Annotated in this window: 16 protein-coding genes; 12 read left to right on the top strand and 4 right to left on the bottom strand. The window is 50.4% G+C overall.

The features are described from left to right. Positions 1 to 82 precede the first annotated feature (82 nt). The 5 genes from PBN151_RS20560 to PBN151_RS20540 are packed head-to-tail and all read left to right on the top strand — an operon-like array spanning position 83 to position 5690. Positions 83 to 1132 (top strand): nucleoside hydrolase, encoded by a 1050-nt coding sequence (locus tag PBN151_RS20560; RefSeq protein ID WP_227774894.1) that lies wholly within the window; start codon positions 83 to 85, stop codon positions 1130 to 1132. Positions 1133 to 1159: 27 nt separating this feature from the next. Continuing rightward, on the top strand, positions 1160 to 1978 hold the full coding sequence (locus PBN151_RS20555; RefSeq protein WP_028533676.1) for an ABC transporter permease: 819 nt from the start codon (positions 1160 to 1162) through the stop codon (positions 1976 to 1978). 16 nt (positions 1979 to 1994) lie between these two features. Then, positions 1995 to 2786 carry an ABC transporter permease gene (locus PBN151_RS20550; protein WP_021252207.1) on the top strand — a complete coding sequence of 264 codons (792 nt, stop codon included), beginning with the start codon at positions 1995 to 1997 and terminating at the stop codon, positions 2784 to 2786. Positions 2787 to 2808: 22 nt separating this feature from the next. Then, positions 2809 to 3918, top strand: coding sequence for an ABC transporter ATP-binding protein (locus PBN151_RS20545; protein WP_072730503.1), 1110 nt, complete (start codon positions 2809 to 2811; stop codon positions 3916 to 3918). A gap of 53 nt (positions 3919 to 3971) precedes the next feature. Further along, positions 3972 to 5690, top strand: a complete 1719-nt coding sequence (locus PBN151_RS20540; protein WP_072730502.1) for an adenine deaminase — start codon at positions 3972 to 3974, stop codon at positions 5688 to 5690. 172 nt (positions 5691 to 5862) lie between these two features. On the opposite strand, the gene PBN151_RS32555 is transcribed toward PBN151_RS20540, so the two are convergent. The 4 genes from PBN151_RS32555 to iolG form a co-directional block, all read right to left on the bottom strand. Next, the gene (locus tag PBN151_RS32555) at positions 5863 to 5925 is read right to left on the bottom strand and encodes a putative holin-like toxin (RefSeq protein ID WP_370510443.1); all 63 of its coding nucleotides are present in this window, start codon (positions 5923 to 5925) and stop codon (positions 5863 to 5865) included. Positions 5926 to 6161: 236 nt separating this feature from the next. Continuing rightward, positions 6162 to 7172, bottom strand: coding sequence for a LacI family DNA-binding transcriptional regulator (locus PBN151_RS20535; protein ID WP_072730611.1), 1011 nt, complete (start codon positions 7170 to 7172; stop codon positions 6162 to 6164). Positions 7173 to 7293: 121 nt separating this feature from the next. Continuing rightward, positions 7294 to 8100 carry a 5-deoxy-glucuronate isomerase gene (gene iolB, locus PBN151_RS20530; protein WP_072730501.1) on the bottom strand — a complete coding sequence of 269 codons (807 nt, stop codon included), beginning with the start codon at positions 8098 to 8100 and terminating at the stop codon, positions 7294 to 7296. A 56-nt stretch (positions 8101 to 8156) separates the two neighbouring features. Beyond that, the gene (gene iolG, locus PBN151_RS20525) at positions 8157 to 9161 is read right to left on the bottom strand and encodes an inositol 2-dehydrogenase (protein ID WP_072730500.1); all 1005 of its coding nucleotides are present in this window, start codon (positions 9159 to 9161) and stop codon (positions 8157 to 8159) included. A 393-nt stretch (positions 9162 to 9554) separates the two neighbouring features. On the opposite strand from iolG, the gene iolC reads away from it, so the two are divergent. The 7 genes from iolC (at position 9555) to PBN151_RS20490 (ending at position 18994) form a co-directional block, all read left to right on the top strand. Beyond that, complete coding sequence (gene iolC / locus PBN151_RS20520) at positions 9555 to 10550, top strand: 5-dehydro-2-deoxygluconokinase (RefSeq protein ID WP_005543167.1); 996 nt, start codon at positions 9555 to 9557, stop codon at positions 10548 to 10550. Between the two features lie 149 nt (positions 10551 to 10699). Further along, positions 10700 to 11548: a class II fructose-bisphosphate aldolase gene (locus PBN151_RS20515; RefSeq protein WP_072730499.1), complete on the top strand. Its 849-nt coding sequence runs from the start codon at positions 10700 to 10702 to the stop codon at positions 11546 to 11548. Positions 11549 to 11640: 92 nt separating this feature from the next. Next, positions 11641 to 13092, top strand: coding sequence for a CoA-acylating methylmalonate-semialdehyde dehydrogenase (locus tag PBN151_RS20510; RefSeq protein WP_072730498.1), 1452 nt, complete (start codon positions 11641 to 11643; stop codon positions 13090 to 13092). Between the two features lie 14 nt (positions 13093 to 13106). Further along, on the top strand, positions 13107 to 15047 hold the full coding sequence (gene iolD / locus PBN151_RS20505; RefSeq protein ID WP_072730497.1) for a 3D-(3,5/4)-trihydroxycyclohexane-1,2-dione acylhydrolase (decyclizing): 1941 nt from the start codon (positions 13107 to 13109) through the stop codon (positions 15045 to 15047). A 287-nt stretch (positions 15048 to 15334) separates the two neighbouring features. Further along, positions 15335 to 16231 carry a myo-inosose-2 dehydratase gene (iolE, locus tag PBN151_RS20500; RefSeq protein WP_072730496.1) on the top strand — a complete coding sequence of 299 codons (897 nt, stop codon included), beginning with the start codon at positions 15335 to 15337 and terminating at the stop codon, positions 16229 to 16231. Positions 16232 to 16247: 16 nt separating this feature from the next. Next, on the top strand, positions 16248 to 17306 hold the full coding sequence (locus PBN151_RS20495) for a Gfo/Idh/MocA family oxidoreductase (protein ID WP_072730495.1): 1059 nt from the start codon (positions 16248 to 16250) through the stop codon (positions 17304 to 17306). A gap of 98 nt (positions 17307 to 17404) precedes the next feature. Next, positions 17405 to 18994 (top strand): solute:sodium symporter family transporter, encoded by a 1590-nt coding sequence (locus tag PBN151_RS20490; protein WP_072730494.1) that lies wholly within the window; start codon positions 17405 to 17407, stop codon positions 18992 to 18994. Positions 18995 to 19333 lie beyond the last annotated feature (339 nt).

Below are 19333 nucleotides of genomic sequence, written 5' to 3'. Positions count from 1 at the left end.
TGAACTTCCTCGATGAAGAGGAGGGCTGCCGTTTATCGCACCCTCCTTTTTTATTCTCATCAATAGGCAGGAGGTTGGCATCATGGTTGTGGATACGGCTGCTTCGAAGCGAATGCCCGTAATTATGGATGTCGATACGGGCGTAGATGATGCACTCGCATTAGCGTTAGTTTGGAAAAGCAAACAAGTGGAGCTTGTCGGCGTGACGACAGTGAATGGCAATGTCTCACTCTCACAAGCGACGTTAAATACACGAAAAGTGATACACATGCTGCAGCAGTTGGATGAGGACAAGCAACGCGCGGATGTTGAGGCGAACAAGGTTCCGCTGAATTCCGAGCAAAAAGAAGCTGCCTCTGCAAGGAATGGATTCACTCGCAATGTTCCGATCATTCCGGGAGCGAACGAGCCATTGATGCGTCCGACGTTCTTCGAGCACGCTGTGCACGGAAATGATGGCTTGGGCGGAGCTCTATCCGATATGAGTCCGCCGGAGCTGGAGGAAGGGCTGCCGCATGCAGCACAGTTCATCATTGAAGAAGCGAAGAAGCGCCCAGGTGAGCTGACACTTCTTATGACAGCGCCGCTCACCAATCTGGCAATTGCCTTGCGGGCCTGTCCCGAATTGCCGCAGCTCGTTAAGCGGGTCGTTATGATGGGAGGCGCGCTGCAGACGTTCGGCAACGTTACGCCAGTGGCGGAATACAACATCTACGTTGACCCAGAAGCGGCCAAAATGGTGCTGCATGCAGGATTTGACCTGACCATCGTCGGTCTGGACGTAACACGTCAGGCACTGCTGCGTCCCGAGCATTTGGAGAAGCTCGATTCCACACCGCTTGGAGGCTTTGTCCGTACATGTACGGCACAGTACATGGAGCGGTATCGAATGCGCAACGGTGTAGCAGCGTGTGCGATGCACGATCCGCTCGCTGCCTATATCGTGATCGATGCCAGTATCGTCAAGACGCATCGCTATTATGTGGATGTTGAGACACGAAGCGACCTGTGCGACGGTCAAACCGTATGCGACGTTCAGAATCGCCTCGGCCGGGAGGCAAACGCAAATGTATGTGTAGAGGTAGATGGAGAGGCGTTCATGGATCGTTTTATCTCCGTATTGCAAGCTTAGACATCAAGAGAAACAGGAGACGAACTGATGAAAAAACCATTTATATGGCTGCTGCTTCCGGGACTCGTATTCTTGACCTTGTTCATGATCATCCCGATCTTCATGACGATTGGCTCAACTTTCTTCCGTGAAGGGCAATTTACAATCGACGGTTATGTGAAGCTGCTCGGCGATCCGTACATGCTGAAAATATTAGGTACTACACTGCAGGTCAGCTTCGTTACAACACTTGCCTGCATAATGATCGGATTCCCTGCTGCTTACTATATTTCACGGCAGAAGGCGCGTATCAAAGGAATCCTGCTGGCGCTCGCAATCTTCCCACTCATGACGAGTGCGATTGTGCGCTCCTTCAGTTGGATGGTCATTCTCGGCAAGAACGGTTTGGTGAATCAGCTGTTGACCAGCATTGGATTAATTGATGAGCCGTTAAAAATCATGTATACGCCGACCGCGATGATGATCGGTCTTATTCATCTGTTTTTGCCGCTTATGATCATTTCGCTCGTCGGTGTTATGGAGAACATTGACGGCGACCTGTTAAATGCTTCATCAAGTCTTGGCGCATCGCGCATGAAGGGCTTTATGACCGTCATCGTACCGCTGTGTGTGCCTGGTCTTATCGTTGGCAGCATCCTTGTATTCGTCGGCAGTCTAACGGCGTATACGACGCCGCAGCTGCTTGGCGGCAAACAGCGAGTCGTCGCTACGTTCCTGTATCAGAATGCGATGACGCTCAACGACTGGGATATGGCTTCGATTATTGCGACCGTCATGATTGTCGTCACCTTCATCATTATCGGTCTTATGAACCAGCTCGCTCGCAAATTGAATCCGAAGGGATAACGGGGGTTAACTTCTTATGAAAGAACAACATCGCGGACTCGCCGTATTTACGGGATTGGTGTTTCTCTTTTTGCTCGGGCCGCTCATCATTATTATGGCAACGTCTTTTGGAGAGGGTTCGGTACTGAAGTTCCCGCCAGAAGGTTTCTCACTGAAATGGTATCGCAATATTTTTGATGTCGAAATGTTTTTGTCTACGTTCAAAGTTACGATCATCGTCGCGCTTGCCGGCAACCTGATTGCACTTCTGCTCGGCGTTCCTGCTGCATATGCGCTGAGCCGCTATCAGTTTAAGGGCAAGGGGCTGCTCAATGCCATCTTTATCTCGCCGATTTTGATCCCTGGGGTCGTGCTCGGCTTCACGATGCTCAAGTATTTAGTCGTGAAATTCGAACTGCCCGTATATACAAGCTTGCTGATCGGACACATCGTGCTGATGCTGCCATTTATCATTCGGGTCATTGCATCGAGCTTGGCGAACTTCGACTATTCCGTTGAAGAAGCGTCCATGAGCTTAGGTGCGAGCCGACTGCAGACATTCTTCACGGTCGTGCTGCCTAACATTCGTTCCGGTCTTATCGCGGGGGTTCTGCTCGCGTTCCTGGAATCGTTCAACAACGTAGATATTTCCGTGTTCATGACGGGACCTGGGGTGAGCACACTGCCGATTCAAATGCTGACCTATGTCGAGAATTACTTCGACCCGACGATTGCCGCGATTTCGGTGCTGCTGATGGTCATTACAGCATTGCTTATGTTCTCAATTGAACGCTTAATGGGACTCTCCTACTTCACGAAAAATAACTAGCATACATCGGAGGCCAACGATCATGGAATTGCTATCCCTTCAAAATATATCTGTTGCATACGAGAAAAACCTGATCTTGAAAGACTTCAACCTAAGCCTGAACGAAGGCGAGCTGATCTCTCTGCTCGGACCATCAGGCTGCGGCAAGACGACAACGCTGCGCCTGATTGCTGGCTTCCTGGAAGCGAAGGACGGCAAGTTCCTATTCCAAGGGAAAGATTATACACGGGTGCCGGTGAACAAGCGCAACTTCGGCTTCGTATTCCAGAGCTATGCGCTGTTCCCGCACATGAGCGTGTTCGACAATGTCGCGTACGGCTTGAAGCTGCGCAAGGTGGACAAGTCGTCCATCGCGAAGCGTGTACATGAGATGCTGGAGGTTGTAGACCTGAAAGGCTTCGAAAAGCGATTCCCCGGAGAATTGTCCGGTGGACAGCGTCAACGCGTTGCAATCGCTCGTGCGCTCGTCATTCAGCCGGATCTGCTCCTGTTCGACGAACCGCTCAGTAACCTGGACGCGAACCTGCGCGTCAATATGCGTGTAGAAATTCGCCGTATTCAGAAGCAGCTTGGAATTACAAGCGTGTATGTATCTCACGACCAAGAGGAGTGCTTCTCCATTTCAGATAAGGTTGCCATCATGAACAAAGGCGTCATTGAGCAATTGGATGCGCCTGCGAACATTTATAAATACCCGGCTACTGAATTCGTTGCCCGGTTCATCGGCTTCAACAACTTTATCGACATTGGCGAAATGCATGATGACGGAGGAGCGATTACGATACACGGCGCAGAAGGAGTGAAGATGCAGGTCATCCATCGCTCAGGCCATCCATTGTCCAGCTCGATGAAGGGGGCCATTCGTCCGGACGATCTTCTGGTAGCTACAGACAGCGAATATACGGCTGGGATTGGCGGCTTAACGGCTGAGGATGTGGAAGCGGGATGGAACCAGATTGACGGTCAAGTGAAAATCAGTACCTTCCTCGGTCGCAGCTATCAATACATCGTCGAAACGCCGCTTGGCGAATTCACGGTAAATCGCGAAATGGAGACGCCGTTCGAACGCGGTACAGCCGTGAAGCTCGTACTGCCGAAAGAAAAAGTCGTATTGGTGAGAACGTCGAATTAATATTACATGTATACCTCTATACCAACGAACGAAGGACAGCGAGGAGTGGAGACATGAAAATAGATTTGTTGGTAACGAACGTCAGCGTATATAACGTGTATTTGAAACGATTCATACAAGGGAATGCCGCTATTCAGGATGGACGTTTCCTCTACATTGGGAATCGCGGAACGGATGCATTCGAGGCGGTCAAAGTCGTGGACGGTACGGGAAAGTACATGATTCCAGGCCTCGTCGATATCCATCTTCATATTGAGAGCACGATGGTTACGCCGCAGACGTTCTCGCACGGCCTAATTCAAAACGGGGTCACGACGATTGTATCCGAGCCGCATGAGATGGCGAACGTGTTCGGCGTTGAAGGCGTGAAGGAAATGATCAATGCAAGCAAGGGCTGCACAGCGGACATCTTATATGCAATTCCGAGCTCGGTGCCTGCAACGCCACTGGAGACCACGGGCGGGGAAATCGACATTGCAGATATCGATGAGCTGCTGAAAGATGAGCGTGTCGTGTGCCTGGGCGAGATTATGAACTCGGTCGATGTTCTACGCGATCCGGACTGCAAGACGAACCGCATCCTGCACCATATCCGCACCAATTATCCGAATCTCGTTATCGAGGGACATACGCCGAAGAAGCTGGTTGATCTAGAACTGGCACGCTTCATGTTCGCAGGAGTAGACTCCGATCATACCGAGCAGGCCGTGGACAGCATGCGCGATCGGATGGCGAACGGGATGTTCCTTGAGATTCAGGAGAAGTCGATGACACCGGACATTATGGATGTACTCATTCATGAGGACGTAGCAGAGCTGTTCTGCTTCGTAACGGATGACGTCATGGCGGATACCTTCGTTCAAGACGGCCATTTGAATCACTTAGTTAAAAAGGCGATGGCCATGGGCATGAAGCCGGAACGCGCGATTTATGCGGCTACGTATACGCCAGCCAGACGGATGCACTTGTACGATCGCGGAGCAATTGCACCGAATAAAGTGGCGGACTTCGTACTGCTCAGCGACGTTGAGCAGTTCGACATCGCTTCGGTATACAAGCATGGACGCTTGGCTTATGAGGCTGGAACAGCCTATGAGCAAGAGCGCGGTGAACGCCAATTCCCGTCTCATTTCTATGAGAGTGTGAAGTTGCAGAAGCTAACGGCAGAAGATTTCCAGGTAGCTGCAGAGGCTGTTGATGGCGAGTATCTCTGCCGCGTCATGCAGGTGTTGAACGGAACGACGAACACGAAGGAACTGCATGAATCGGTACGTGTGGCAGATGGAGAATTGAAGTGGCAGGAGAGTCCATATGGGTTGATTGCTACCTTCGAACGTTATGGCAAGAACGGCAACCGTGCTTACGGACTCATTACGGGCAACACGATTAAGCGCGGAGCGATTGCGACGACGTATTCACATGACAATCACAACCTGCTTGTCGTAGGTCATTCACAGGCAGATATGGTGCTTGCGGCCAATACAGTCATTGCGGATCAAGGCGGCTTCTGTGTCGTTGATGACGGCAAGGTGATTGCACATATTCCGCTGCCTGTCGGCGGCATTTTGTCAGAGGAGCCGTTCGAGGAGTTCGGACAAGCCGTGAAGAAGCTGCGCGAGGCGATGGAATCAATCGGCTACGAGCATTACAACCCGATTATGTCGCTGTGTACGCATTCCTTGCCAGTAAGTCCGGCGCTGAAGATAACGGATCTGGGATTGATCGATGTTCATGCTGGACAGGTCGTTCCGCTTCTGGTGGAAAAGGTTTGAACAACCGTATCGACTGCGAACCGTTGAGGTATATTCCAGCATGTGGTATGATAACAATAAGGAAGGAGCAGCGGCGAACTGCTCCTAAGCACAAACATCTTGAGTGGGTTTCCCCTCCAGATTAAGAGTTAAAGTAAAGAAGTAACCCATTTCTGGCGCCAACCTTGATGGGTTACTTCTTTTTTCTATCCATGTAAGTCAGCAGCGCGACGATAAACGTGGCGAACATGATCATATCAGAAAAGGAGAAGTTCATAGGACTCACCTCCTTTCAGGAGGGAGTCTTTCCACTCAAGGTGTGTTGTGTCTGATTATTATACCACATATTAACATTGTCTTTTCTCTGGTTGTTTTACTTGAAACCAAGATTATAGGCGAAGAGTCGTAGGGATTGTTGCATCCTTACGGCTCTTCTCGTATTAGATCAGCCAAAGGGCTAAATTAACTACGACTATAAATTTTCAAGTAGGATCATTTGCCGTCGGTTTCTCGCACCTGCGTAGAATCCCCCGAAATCAATTGTGGCTGGAACACGATCTTTTGCTTCGGCATGTCTGGATTGTCTGCTTGGCGGAGCAGCAATTGAATCGTTTCCTTGGCCATATCGGGAATTGGCTGTGCGATCGTCGTGAGACGCGGCACGACGATTTGAGACAGGATCGTATCGTCGAATCCAATGATGGACAAATCGTTAGGAACCTGCAAGCCGATCTGGTGTACAGACTGCATAGCGCCGACGGCTAGCAAATCATTGCAGGTGAATATCGCAGTCGGACGGGAAGACTGCTGCAGTATTTGATTTGCGCCGGAACACCCTTCTGCGACAGACGAGTGAACGACTGTGATCCATTGTTCGTTCGGCTCGATTCCTGCATCCTTCATCGCTTGCTTGGCGCCTCGAACCCGGTGCTCACCGCTTGGGCTGTCCTCTGTAATGATGCCGATATCGGTATGTCCAAGCTGGAGCAGGTGACGAATCGCCTCGTAGCCGCCTTTATAGTCATCCACGGTCACGGTGTGCATGGTCAGGGATGTGATGTCTTTGGAGAATAGCACGATGGGGAGACTGTCGGTAATGTAGTCTTCTAGCTGCGACCATTTTGTAAATTGGCAGGCAATGATAAGCCCGTCAATTTGCTTGCGCTGCAATAGGGAAATGTAATTTAGCCCTTTATCATCCTTATTGTCTGTGCTGCACATAACAATACTGTATCCGGACGCTTGCGCTTGATCCTCCAGATTGCGGGCCACCTCAGCGAAAAAGGGGTTGGCCAGATCGGAGATGAGCAGGCCGAAGGTGGACGTTTTCTTTCCGGTTAACGCGGAAGCAACTACACTCGGCTGGTATTGCAGCTCTTTCATTATATGGAGGACACGCTCACGTGTTTTGGCACTAATATTGCCTGTTTGATTGACGACCTTCGATACGGTGGCAATGGATACGCCAGCCGCCTTGGCTACGTCGTAAATAGTTGATTTCATAGGGAACTCCTCATCGTTCTTCGCACTTCTTGTGTACGTCTTCTCTTTATTTCTCATTATACAACAAAAGGAGAATGGACTACGCCATTCTCCTGTAAGAGACTGCTCGAAATAAGCGGCATCACTTTTTTTCAAAAAGCCACTCGTGTTCGGGATCATTGTGGAACTTCCATGTACGCACAGGTCCCGCCATCACGTTCAAATAATAGGAATCGTATCCTGGAGGCGCGGATACCGGGTGGTACCCCTCTGGAACTAGGACGACATGGCGGTGCGGCACGGCCATCGTCTCATCCAACGAACGGTCGTCATTGTATACGCGCTGCATAATGAACCCTTGCTCAGGATTGACTTCATGATAATAGGTTTCTTCCAAATAAGATTCATGCGGCAGATTTTCCTGATCGTGCTTATGCGGCGGATAGCTGGACCAATGCCCGCCAGGCGTGAACACCTCTACGACGAGCAGGCTGTCCGCCTCTTTTTGTTCCGGCAAAATATTATGGATATGCCGCTCGATGCTGCCAGAACCGCGTGTTTCTACACCGACATCTTCAGGAGCGATGACGCGAGCCGGGTATGTCCCCTTGCCAGGGGCCGCACAGACAGCTAGTTCTAAGGACGTTTCGGCCTGAACGGTATATCGATCATGGTTCGGCACGTAAACCGAATACGGAGGAATGCGCTCAAATACACTCATGCGCTGTCCAAGCACACCGAACGATTTTTTCGAAGTGCTGACCTCAGCCTTCCCACTCAGCAGGACAAGGCATACCTCCTGCTCATTTGTATCGTTTTGCAGCTTTTCACCTGGCTGCAGCGAATACAGTTCGAACCCTACATACTCCCAGCCTGCGCTTTGCGGCGTAACGGAAATGACCTTGCCTTGCTCATCTCTTGGTTGTGGCGATACGAGTAATTTAGACATAAAGGCGGCCTCCTTGCCTCAGTAGAGAATAGTTTTTATAAATACAAATCTATATGTTAATGGGCTATCTTAACAGGCAGCCCGGTACGCAGCGACTCTTTGGCCGCCAGTGCGATGCGTTCCGCCTGCAATCCGTCGTTGGCATCACAGACGACTGGACCATCGTGCATAATGGCCCGAACGAAGTCTTGAACCTCCTGAATATAGGCCTGCGTATAGCGCTCGATGAAGAAATGCAGCGGCTTGTCCATATGAACCCCATTAGCCGTCGCAACAACCGCTGTAGAAGGACGGTCGTTCTGTGTTGAGACACAGCCATCGGAGCCGAATGCTTCCAGACGCTGATCATAACCGTACACGGCCTTGCGGCTGTTCTCGATAATGCCGAGCGCACCGTTGGCAAAGCGAAGACTAACAATGGCTGTGTCAATATCGTTCAATTCCCCAATTTTCGGATCGACCAGATTCGCTCCTTGCGCATATACCTCAACGACCTCGCTTTGCATGACATAGCGGGCCATATCGAAGTCGTGAATGGTCATATCAATGAACAGTCCGCCGGATTTGGCGATATACTCTGCTGATGGCGGTTCTGGATCGCGCGACGTAATGCGCAGCAAGTGTGGGGCTCCAATGCCTCCGGATTGTACGACGTCACGCGCTTTTTTGTAATTATGGTCAAAGCGGCGGTTAAAGCCGACCTGCATTTTCACGCCGGACTTCTTAACCGCAGCTAGTGCTTGCTCTGTCGTTTCGATTGAGAAGCTGACAGGCTTCTCACAGAAAATATGCTTGCCGGCTTCGGCAGCCTCACGAATGATGTCCGCATGTGTGCTGGTCGGTGAACAGATAAACACCGCTTGAATATCCGGGTCATGAAGAATGTCTTGATAGTCGTTCGTGACAACTGGGATTCCATGCGCGGAAGCCCATTCGTTCAACCCTTCCGTATATACGTCTGATATTGCGCGAACGCGGATATTGCTCATTTGTTGAATATGGCTGGCATGCAGCTTTCCAATTCGCCCGGCTCCGAAGATTCCTACTTGCAGCATAATAATCCCTGCTTTCTCTGAGTGTGATCGAAATTGTTCTGTATATGGAACAGTAAAACGACGACTTACTAGGCAAAGTAGGGAAAGCGCTTAACTCATATTTTAACTATAGGCCATGTTCCAGAGGTTGGCAAGGTGAAAAATCAATAATCGAGTGTGTTTCCGCTGTGTTACAGGGAAAATGGCAAGTTATTTTAAATAGGAAAAGAAGATGTGTAAGTGAAAAAAAGAACTTATTAAATCATTAAAAAAGCGTTTACATTACCAAATTGGTGTGCATATAATTAGCTACAAGGTAAGCGCTTAACTCAACTCGCAACAGAAAGAGACTGCATCATAGTGGCCTCAGTCCTGCAGAAAGAGGGCATGAGGTAGAGAACATGGAGGTGCTGACTGGATATGAGTACACTATCATTCCCTAAGGATCGGCCATTCGACTTGATTGCCATCGGAAGACTGTGCATCGATCTAAATGCGAACGAAATTAATCGGCCAATGGAGGAGACGAGAACGTTCACGAAGTACGTGGGCGGATCTCCAGCGAACATTGCAATTGGGGCGGCACGCCTCGGCATGAAAAGCGGATTCATCGGCAAGCTGTCCGATGATCAGATGGGCCGTTACATACGACAATATTTGAACGATCAATCGATAGATACGTCGCAGCTTGCTGTTGATGATACGGGAGCAATGACAGGATTAGCCTTTACTGAAATTAAAAGTCCTACAGATTGCAGCATTCTGATGTACCGTGACCATGTAGCGGATCTCCTCCTTAAGCCGGAAGAGGTATCTGAGGAGTATATCAAGCAGACGAAGGCGCTGCTCATATCAGGAACGGCGCTCGCTGCGAGCCCGTCACGCGAGGCAGTATTCATTGCCTTGGAATATGCACGCAAGCATGGGGTATTCGTATTTTTCGATCTAGACTATCGCCCGTACACCTGGAAAAATGTTGCGGAAACCTCGATTTATTATCAGCTTGCGGCGGAAAAATGCGACTTTATCATTGGAACGCGCGAAGAGTTCGACATGATGGAGAAGTTCTCCGGTCAGCAAGCGGACGATCGACTGACGGCAGCGAAATGGTTCGGGCATCATGCGCAGGTTGTTCTCATTAAGCATGGCTCGGAAGGTTCGATTGCCTATACGAAAGACGGAGAAGCGCATAGAGGGGGCATTTTCAAGACGAAGGTGCTCAAGACATTCGGAGCGGGCGATTCCTATGCGTCTGCCATGATTTATGCGTTGATGCAGGGCTGGGATTTGCCGCGTGCGATGGAATACGGCAGCGCTTCGGCTGCCATCGTTATCTCGCGCCATAGCTGCTCAGACGCGATGCCAACGACCGCGGAACTGGATGAATTCATCAGAAGCGCGGAGCGTGGGGAATAGACTTGAATGCCGCTGACACACGACCAAATCCTCGATTGGAATGAAACTGCATTCGATTGAATGCAGCCACTACGGATCGATGGGGAATTTGCGGCGGATGAGATATTTATTGAGCAAGTTATAAGTCATTCAACATGGAGGGACGGTTCATGCTCGTTACATTAACGGAAATGATGCAGGGGTTGCCGGAACGCAATGCGGCCGTGCCGGCATTTAACGTATTTGGTTATGAGGATGCTTCAGCGGTCATTGCCGCAGCCGAGGAAGTCGGAGCGCCGGTCATATTGGCGACAAATAAGGTGGCGCTTCGCTACATGCCTCTTCAAGTATCAGGAGCGTTGTACAGAAGCTTGGCTGAGCGTGCGAAGGTGCCAGTATGCATCCATTTGGATCACGGCGATGGATTCGAGTCGGCAGCCGAAGCGATTATGAGCGGGTACACATCCATTATGTATGACGGCTCACAGCTGCCGCTTGCGGACAATATCCGCAACACGCGGGAAATTGTAAAGCTGGCACATGCCTGCGGCATTCCTGTCGAAGCGGAAATTGGCGCTGTCGGATATACGGATCCATCTATGAATGTGGAGGCAAGGCTGACAGCACCAGGCGAAGCAAAGGTGTTTGCCGAAGAGACTGGCGTCGATGCACTGGCAGTGGCGATCGGTACACTGCATCGGATGGAAGAGCAGTCCGCACCGATTGATTACGAACGGCTCGCGGAGATTGAGCGCGTCGTATCGGTGCCGCTCGTACTGCATGGATCGACCGGTGTGAAGGATGATGATTTGCGTAGGCTTGCGGCTACACGCATCAGCAAGGTCAATATCGGAACGGCGCTTCGCATGGCGTTTGGGAAGACACTGCGTAACGAAATGCAGGACAAGCCGAATGAGTTCGATCGGGTTGCTTTATTCGCCCGCCCGATGGAGGCAGTAAAGGAAGCGGCCAAGCAGAAGATGCTGCTGCTGAATGCCCACCAAGCTTTGAACTTATAACTTTGAACTTATAAAAGGAACGGTTTACTAGGTTCACATCCGGATTTCAGATGTTCTTTACTATATATGAAATGACGAGAGGAGAATGGAACATGACAGAAGCAATCACCATTCGCAACTATGTCGGGGGACAATGGAAGGAATCAACATCGGGTAAAACGGAACCGGTATACAATCCGGCTACGGGCGACATTATCGGGCATGTCCCGTTGTCCAGCATGGAAGAATTGAATGAAGCGGTAGCTGTGGCTGCGGAAGCGTTCCGCACATGGTCGCGTACTGCTGTTCCGCGTCGGGCGCGCATCATGTTCAAGTATCAGCAGCTTCTCGTTGAGCATTGGGATGAGCTGGCCAAGCTGATTACGCTTGAGAACGGCAAAAATTTCAAAGAAGCATACGGTGAAGTGCAGCGAGGCATCGAATGCGTGGAATTCGCAGCCGGTGCACCAACGCTCATGATGGGCAAGCAGTTGCCGGACATTGCTACCAACATTGAATCCGGCATGTACCGTTATCCAATCGGTGTCGTTGGCGGCATTACCCCGTTCAACTTCCCAATGATGGTGCCGTGCTGGATGTTCCCGCTGGCGATCGCCTGCGGCAACACGTTCGTATTGAAGCCTTCCGAGCGTACTCCTCTTCTGGCTTGCCGTTTGGCGGAGCTCATGGAAGAAGCGGGCTTGCCGAAGGGCGTTCTGAATATTGTCCATGGGGCGCATGATGTCGTGAATGGATTGCTTGATCATAAGCAGGTGAAGGCGATCTCCTTCGTTGGCTCCCAGCCAGTCGGCGAATATGTATACAAGCGCGGCACTGCCAACTTGAAGCGCGTGCAGGCCTTGACCGGAGCCAAGAATCACTCGATCGTAATGGAAGACGCGAATTTGGAGAACGCTACGACGCAAATTATCAATGCAGCATTCGGTTCGGCCGGAGAACGCTGCATGGCCTGCTCAGTTGTGCTCGTGCAGGAATCGGTTGCGGACGAGTTTGTTGCACAGCTTGTGAAGGCTTCTGATGAACTTATTATCGGCAACGGCGAACGCGATGACGTGTTCCTTGGGCCAGTCATTCGCGAAGGTCATAAGGAGAGAGCGATCGGTTACATTGATGCTGGCGTGCAGGAGGGGGCCAAACTTGTGCGCGATGGCCGCCAGGACGCAGAAACCAATGGCGATGGCTTCTTCATGGGGCCGACGATTTTCGATGAAGTGACACAGCAAATGAAGATTTGGCAGGATGAGATTTTTGCGCCGGTATTGTCAATTGTGCGTGTAAAGGATATCGATGAGGCAATCGCTTGGGCGAATGAATCGCGGTTTGCGAACGGTGCCTGCATCTTCACGTCGAGCGGCGCTTATATGAGACAATTCCGTGAGCATATCGATGCAGGGATGCTCGGTGTAAACGTTGGCGTCCCAGCACCGATGGCCTTCTTCCCGTTCTCTGGCTACAAGGATTCCTTCTATGGGGATTTGCATGCGAACGGCACGGACGGAGTAGAGTTCTATACCCGCAAAAAGATGGTCACTACGCGCTGGTAAGGATGGTGTTCGGGATGGAAACGATCCGTTTAACAATGGCGCAGGCACTCGTCAAGTTCCTGGATCAGCAATATGTGGAGTTTGACGGTGTGGAGCAGCGCTTCATTAAAGGCGTATTTACGATATTTGGTCATGGCAATGTGCTTGGATTGGGCCAAGCGCTCGAAGAGAACTGCGGCGGCTTGGAAGTATACCAAGGGCGCAATGAGCAGGGGATGGCTCAGGCTGCCGTCGCATTTGCCAAGCAGATGCGGCGCAAGCAAATATGCGCCTGCACCTCTTCTGTCGGGCCGGGCGCAGCCAATATGATAACCGCTGCGGCAACGGCGACGGCGAATCAAATTCCGGTGCTGCTGCTTCCGGGAGACACGTTCGCCTCTCGCCAGCCCGATCCGGTGCTTCAGCAAATTGAGCAGTCACATGATCTTACCATATCGACGAATGATGCTTTTCGTCCGGTAAGCAAGTATTGGGATCGAATCGTACGTCCGGAGCAGCTAATGACGGCACTGATTCAAGCAATGCGGGTGCTGACTAATCCGGCCGACACCGGTGCCGTTACACTGGCATTGCCGCAGGATGTACAGGGGGAAGCGTATGATTATCCCGCCTCCTTCTTCGAGAAGCGGGTGCATCGAATCGATCGGCGGCCTGCCTCAGCGGCGCAGCTTGAAGATGCGGTTCGCCTCATCGCTCGCAAACGCAGGCCGCTGCTTATCTGCGGCGGAGGCGTTCGCTACTCCGAAGCGGGAGATGCACTAACGGCATTCGCGGAAGCCTTCCATATTCCGTTGGCTGAGACGCAAGCGGGCAAGAGCGCGATCGCAAGCTCTCATCCGCTTAATCTGGGCGGCATCGGAGTTACAGGCAATTCGGCTGCGAATGCAATAGCCAAGGATGCAGATCTCATTATTGGGGTTGGAACCCGCTTTACTGATTTTACGACAGGTTCTAAGGAACTGTTCGGCAATCCTGATATAGATGTTGTGACGGTGAATGTATCCGAATTCCAAGCGATTAAGCTGGATGCAACTCCGATAGTGGCTGACGCAAAAGTGGGATTGGAGGAGCTTCATCAGCGGCTTCAATCCCTGGATTACCGTTCAGCCTATACAGGGGAGATTCAAGAAGCGCGCGACGCTTGGGATAAGGAATGGCAGCGCTTGGCTGGCATTCAGTACGTACAAGGCGCAGGTTCATTTACTCCAGAAATTGAGGGCCATTTGGATGAGGCACTGCCAGAATACGCGGCGGCGCTTGGCAGCAGCCTGACACAGACACAGGTTGTGGCCGCCTTGAACCAACTGCTCGGCGACAATGCGATTGTTGTGGGCGCAGCCGGCAGCCTTCCAGGGGATTTGCAGCGGATGTGGCGGGCTGAGACACCGCATTCGTACCATATGGAATATGGCTACTCATGTATGGGATACGAAATTGCAGGCGCGCTTGGCGTGAAGATGGCGGAGCCGGAGCGAGAGGTATACGCTTTTACCGGTGATGGAAGTTACTTAATGCTTCACTCTGAGCTGCTGACGAGCATTCAAGAGGGACGGAAAATTAACGTCCTGCTATTCGACAATAATGGTTTCGGATGTATTAACAATTTACAGATGGGTAACGGTATGGGCAGCTTCGGCACGGAGTTCCGTTCGCGTAACCCGTATACGGGCAAGCTGGACGGGCCTCTTGTCGGCATCGATTTTGCGCTTAGTGCCTCGGGTTACGGAGCCGTTACGTATTCGGTACGCACCATGAAGGAGCTCGAACAGGCTGTGATGGCAGCTAAGCGCCAGAAGGAATCGACGTTGATCGATATTAAGGTGCTCCCGAAGACGATGACCCATGGCTATGATGCATGGTGGAATGTCGGCGTAGCAGAGGTGTCGGACAAGAAGGCAATTGCCCAAGCCTATGATGAGCGGCGCCAATCCCTGAGCCAGGCACGACCATATTAGCCAATCCTCTCGTATATTCGATGGCAAGTTCGACGGCAATAACCTTTATTAACATGTCACAGAGCAGGAAACAGCAGTAATGGAGCAGGCGGTGGACAGGCGGGCACTGTATTTCGTAGGTGGAAGTTGCATGGAATGTTCGATATTCAGAGCGCTTGATGGGCAGCGGAGGTAGTAATTGGAAGGTTTTTTTTAGAACCTAGCTTTGCGAGGTGTTCCAGCTGCCCTTCGAAGCTGATCCGCCTGCCTCCATGAATCTTAATTATGACTTCTGGGGAGGAATGGGCATGTTTGCAGCAGAGAGTGTGAAGATTGGGATTGCTCCTATTGGTTGGACGAACGATGATATGCCTGAATTAGGCGGAGGAAATACATTCGAGCAATGCGTGAGCGAAATGGCGCTCGCTGGATTTGCCGGCACGGAAATCGGCAATAAGTATCCTCGTGAAGTTGAGGTGCTGCGGAAGGCGCTGCATCTGAGGAATCTGGAGGTAGCGAGTGCCTGGTTTAGCGCTTACCTGACTGTGAAGCCACTTGAAGAAACGGTAGAGGCATTTATTCAACACCGTGACTTTTTGCATGCGATGGGCTCGAAGGTCATTGTTGTATCCGAGCAGGGACACAGCATTCAGGGAGAAATGGATACTCCGCTTTTCGATAATAAACCGATATTCAACAACGAAGATTGGAAGCGCTTAACTGAGGGGCTTCATCGATTGGGAGAGCTCGCTCGGGCCAAGGATATGCACCTCGTGTACCATCATCATATGGGAACTGGCGTTCAGACAACGGTGGAAATCGAGCGACTGATGGCTAGCACAGATCCGGAGCTGGTGTCCTTGCTGTATGATACAGGCCACCTTGTATTTTCCGGAGAGGATCCCCTATACATATTGAATCGTTATATGGATCGCATTAAGCATGTTCACTTGAAGGATGTGCGCAAGGATGTGGCGCGCCGCGTAATTGAAGAAAAGCTCAGCTTCCTGCAGGCGGTAAAGGAAGGGGTATTCACGGTTCCCGGAGATGGATGCATTCCCTTCGAACCGGTGTTCCAATCGCTTGCAGCGGCTGGATACCGCGGTTGGATGCTGGTGGAAGCGGAGCAGGATCCTGCTCGGGCGAATCCGCTCGAATACGCAATGAAGGCTAGACAGTATATTTTGCAGCAAGCGGGCGTATAAACGGAGGGACGAACAGATGAAACAGGGCAAACAGATATCGGTAGGTCTTGTAGGCTTAGGAAGACTCGGGCGGCAGCACGCGGATAATTTGGCGCATCGCATTCCGAATTGCAAATTGATGGCCGTATGCAGTGTGATACCAGAAGAGGTGGAGGAAGCTCAACAAGAGCTGAATGTCCCTTACGGGTATACGAATTATGAGGATATGCTGCGCAATCAAGAACTGGACGCCATTTTTATTGCTTCTCCATCTTCTTATCATTGCGAACAGATTGAGCAGGCGCTGGAAGCCGGGTTTCATGTATTCAGTGAGAAGCCGCTTGGGCTGTACATGGAGGAAGCGCTGCGCGTGCAGAAGGCTGTTCGCAAGCATCCGAATCAGGTGTTCATGCTTGGTTTTATGCGCAGATACGACCGCTCTTATGCGTATGCGAAGAAACAAATTGAAGCGGGTGCGATTGGCGAACCCGTGCTGATTCGCTGTTATGGAATCGATCCGGCGCAAGCGATGCCTGGCTTCATGCAATTTGCCAAGAGCAACTATAGCGGGGGCTTGTTCCTCGATATGGCAATTCATGATTTGGATTTGGCTCGGTGGTATTTGGGCGTGGAAGCGGAACGCGTGTGGGCAATCGGCGGTTCTCATCGATATACCGAGCTTGCGGAGCTGAACGATGCAGAAACCGGAGCAGCACTTGTACAATTTGCAGACAATAAGATGGGGATATTTGTAGCGGGTCGCAATTGTGCGCACGGCTATCATATCGAGACTGAAATTATAGGTACGCAAGGATCACTGCGCATCGGGACTGTACCAGAGAAAAATCAAGTCATGATTCTCGATGATCGGGGTGTCGTGAGAGAGTGCGCAAATGGATTCCTTGAACGGTTTGAACAGGCTTATATGGATGAAGCAGTTGAATTTGTACAGGCAATCCTCGAGGGAAGACAACCGAAAGTAACAGTAGAGGATGGGGTGCTGTCGACCGCGCTTGGGTATGCATGCAAGGAGTCATTTGAAAGCGGCCAACTGGTTGACGTTCGAATGCCTGCTGCTGTGACTGCCATCAAGTAAAAATGGGATTTCGTAATCCTTCTCGGTGCCATCAGTCCCATTTACTAGAACTAGCAATGATAAGCACAAGATTTCTCTATGCATAGAGGAGGGCTTTCATGACTTACATCACGGTCATCACCTTTTTACTGTATACTGGAATTGTTGCCTGGTACTCTTGGTACAAGACGCGCAGTGTGGATTTGAACAGCTCGGATGGATACTTTCTGGGCGGGCGCAGCTTGACAGGTATTGTAATCGCTTTCTCGCTGCTGTTGACGAACTTATCGACGGAGCAAATGGTTGGATTGAATGGGCAAAGCTATGCAACTTCCATGGTTGTCATGGCTTGGGAGGTAACATCGCCGATCGCGCTCATCTTTATGGCATTTATCTTCTTGCCACGTTATTTGAAGTCAGGGATTACGACAATCCCGGATTTTCTGGAACAGCGCTATGATTTGCGTACGCGTCAGATTATCTCGATTTTGTTTTTGCTTGGATATGCTGTTGCTTATTTGCCTACCGTGCTCTATTCTGGTGCACTTGTGCTTGATACGATTTTTAATATTTCGGCTCGATTTGATCTGAGTGATTTCAATATTATATTGGTTGTATCTCTTGCGATTGGGGTTACAGGGATTGCTTACGTGGTACTAGGCGGTCTGCGCGCATGTGCACTCTCGGATACGCTGAATGGAGTCGGCCTTATTGTCGGTGGTCTGCTCATTACCGTGCTTGGTCTGGTTGCACTCGGAGGAGGCAATTTGTTCGATGGGGTCAGCACACTGCTGCACAAAGAACCCGAGAAGTTGAACTCCATTGGTGACAGTTCTTCGCCAGTTCCTTGGGTGACGATCTGCGCAGGGCTTCTCTTCAACAATTTATTCTATTGGTGTACGAATCAGGCGATCGTTCAGCGGACGCTGGGCGCCAAAAACTTGAAGGAAGGCCAAAAGGGCGTGCTGTATGCCGGCATGTTCAAAATTTTCGGAGCGTTCTATCTCGTTCTTCCGGGCATTATTGCCTATCATCTCTTTAACAATTCGCTTAGCAATGCGGATATGGCCTATCCATCACTTGTTATTGAGGTTCTTCCGACGTTACTGTCTGGATTTTTCGCGGCCGTGTTGTTCGGTGCGATATTAAGCTCATTTAATGGAGCGCTCAACAGTTCGTTAACCTTATTCACCTTGGATATTTACAAGCCGATATTCAAGCCGAACGCGACGGATCAGCAGCTCGTGAAGGCAGGCAGAATCTTTGCCGTCGTGCTTGGTCTTATTGCAGTAGCTGTTGCACCCTTTATTCTGTATGCTCCTTCAGGATTGTATTACTACTTGCAGGAGATGTTCGGATTTTATAACATCCCGATCATTGCCGCTGTCGTTGTCGGCTTCTTTAGCAAGAAGGTACCGGCAATTGCGCCTAAAATCGCATTGGTTGTCCATATTGTGCTCTATACCCTGTCCAAATTCTTTTTGGGTACGCTCAACTTCCTGTACATTTTAAGTGTATTGTTCCCAGTCTGCGTGTTAGTCATGCTGCTCGTCGGGAAATGGAAACCGCGCGAACAGGATTTCGAGCTGTTTGAATCAGGCAAGGTGGATTTGACGCCATGGAAGCATGCGAAGGCATTTACTGTCGTCATGATCGTGCTTATGATCGCTGTTTACATTCTATTCTCTCCATTAGGAATAGCTGCTTAATAGGGAGAGAGGAGTCTATCTTCTAGTACTATGAATAAGGGGTTAGCCTGAAAAAAGGAGCTTGGGAGTTTGAGATTCCATGCTAAGTGGGCTGCCCCTTCTAGTAAGTGTGTCATCATTATCCTAAGTATCCCTATTATTAATAGAAGGAGTTAGAGGAGAAACATGGCTGGGATAAACAAATTCAAAAAAAGAGGTTGCATTCTTTTAAGTAGCTATGGTATATTCTAATTCCTGCTTCGCTAAGAGGCAGGCAACAACAAAATGAAAACAACTTAAAAAATAAGTTGAAAAAAAGTTGTTGACTTCGGATGAACGAAGTGATAAGATGTAAAAGTC

Source organism: Paenibacillus sp. NAIST15-1 (assembly GCF_001894745.1).
Classification (GTDB): Bacteria; Bacillota; Bacilli; order Paenibacillales; family Paenibacillaceae; genus Paenibacillus_B; species Paenibacillus_B suaedae.
This window is presented reverse-complemented; position numbering and strand designations above follow the sequence as displayed.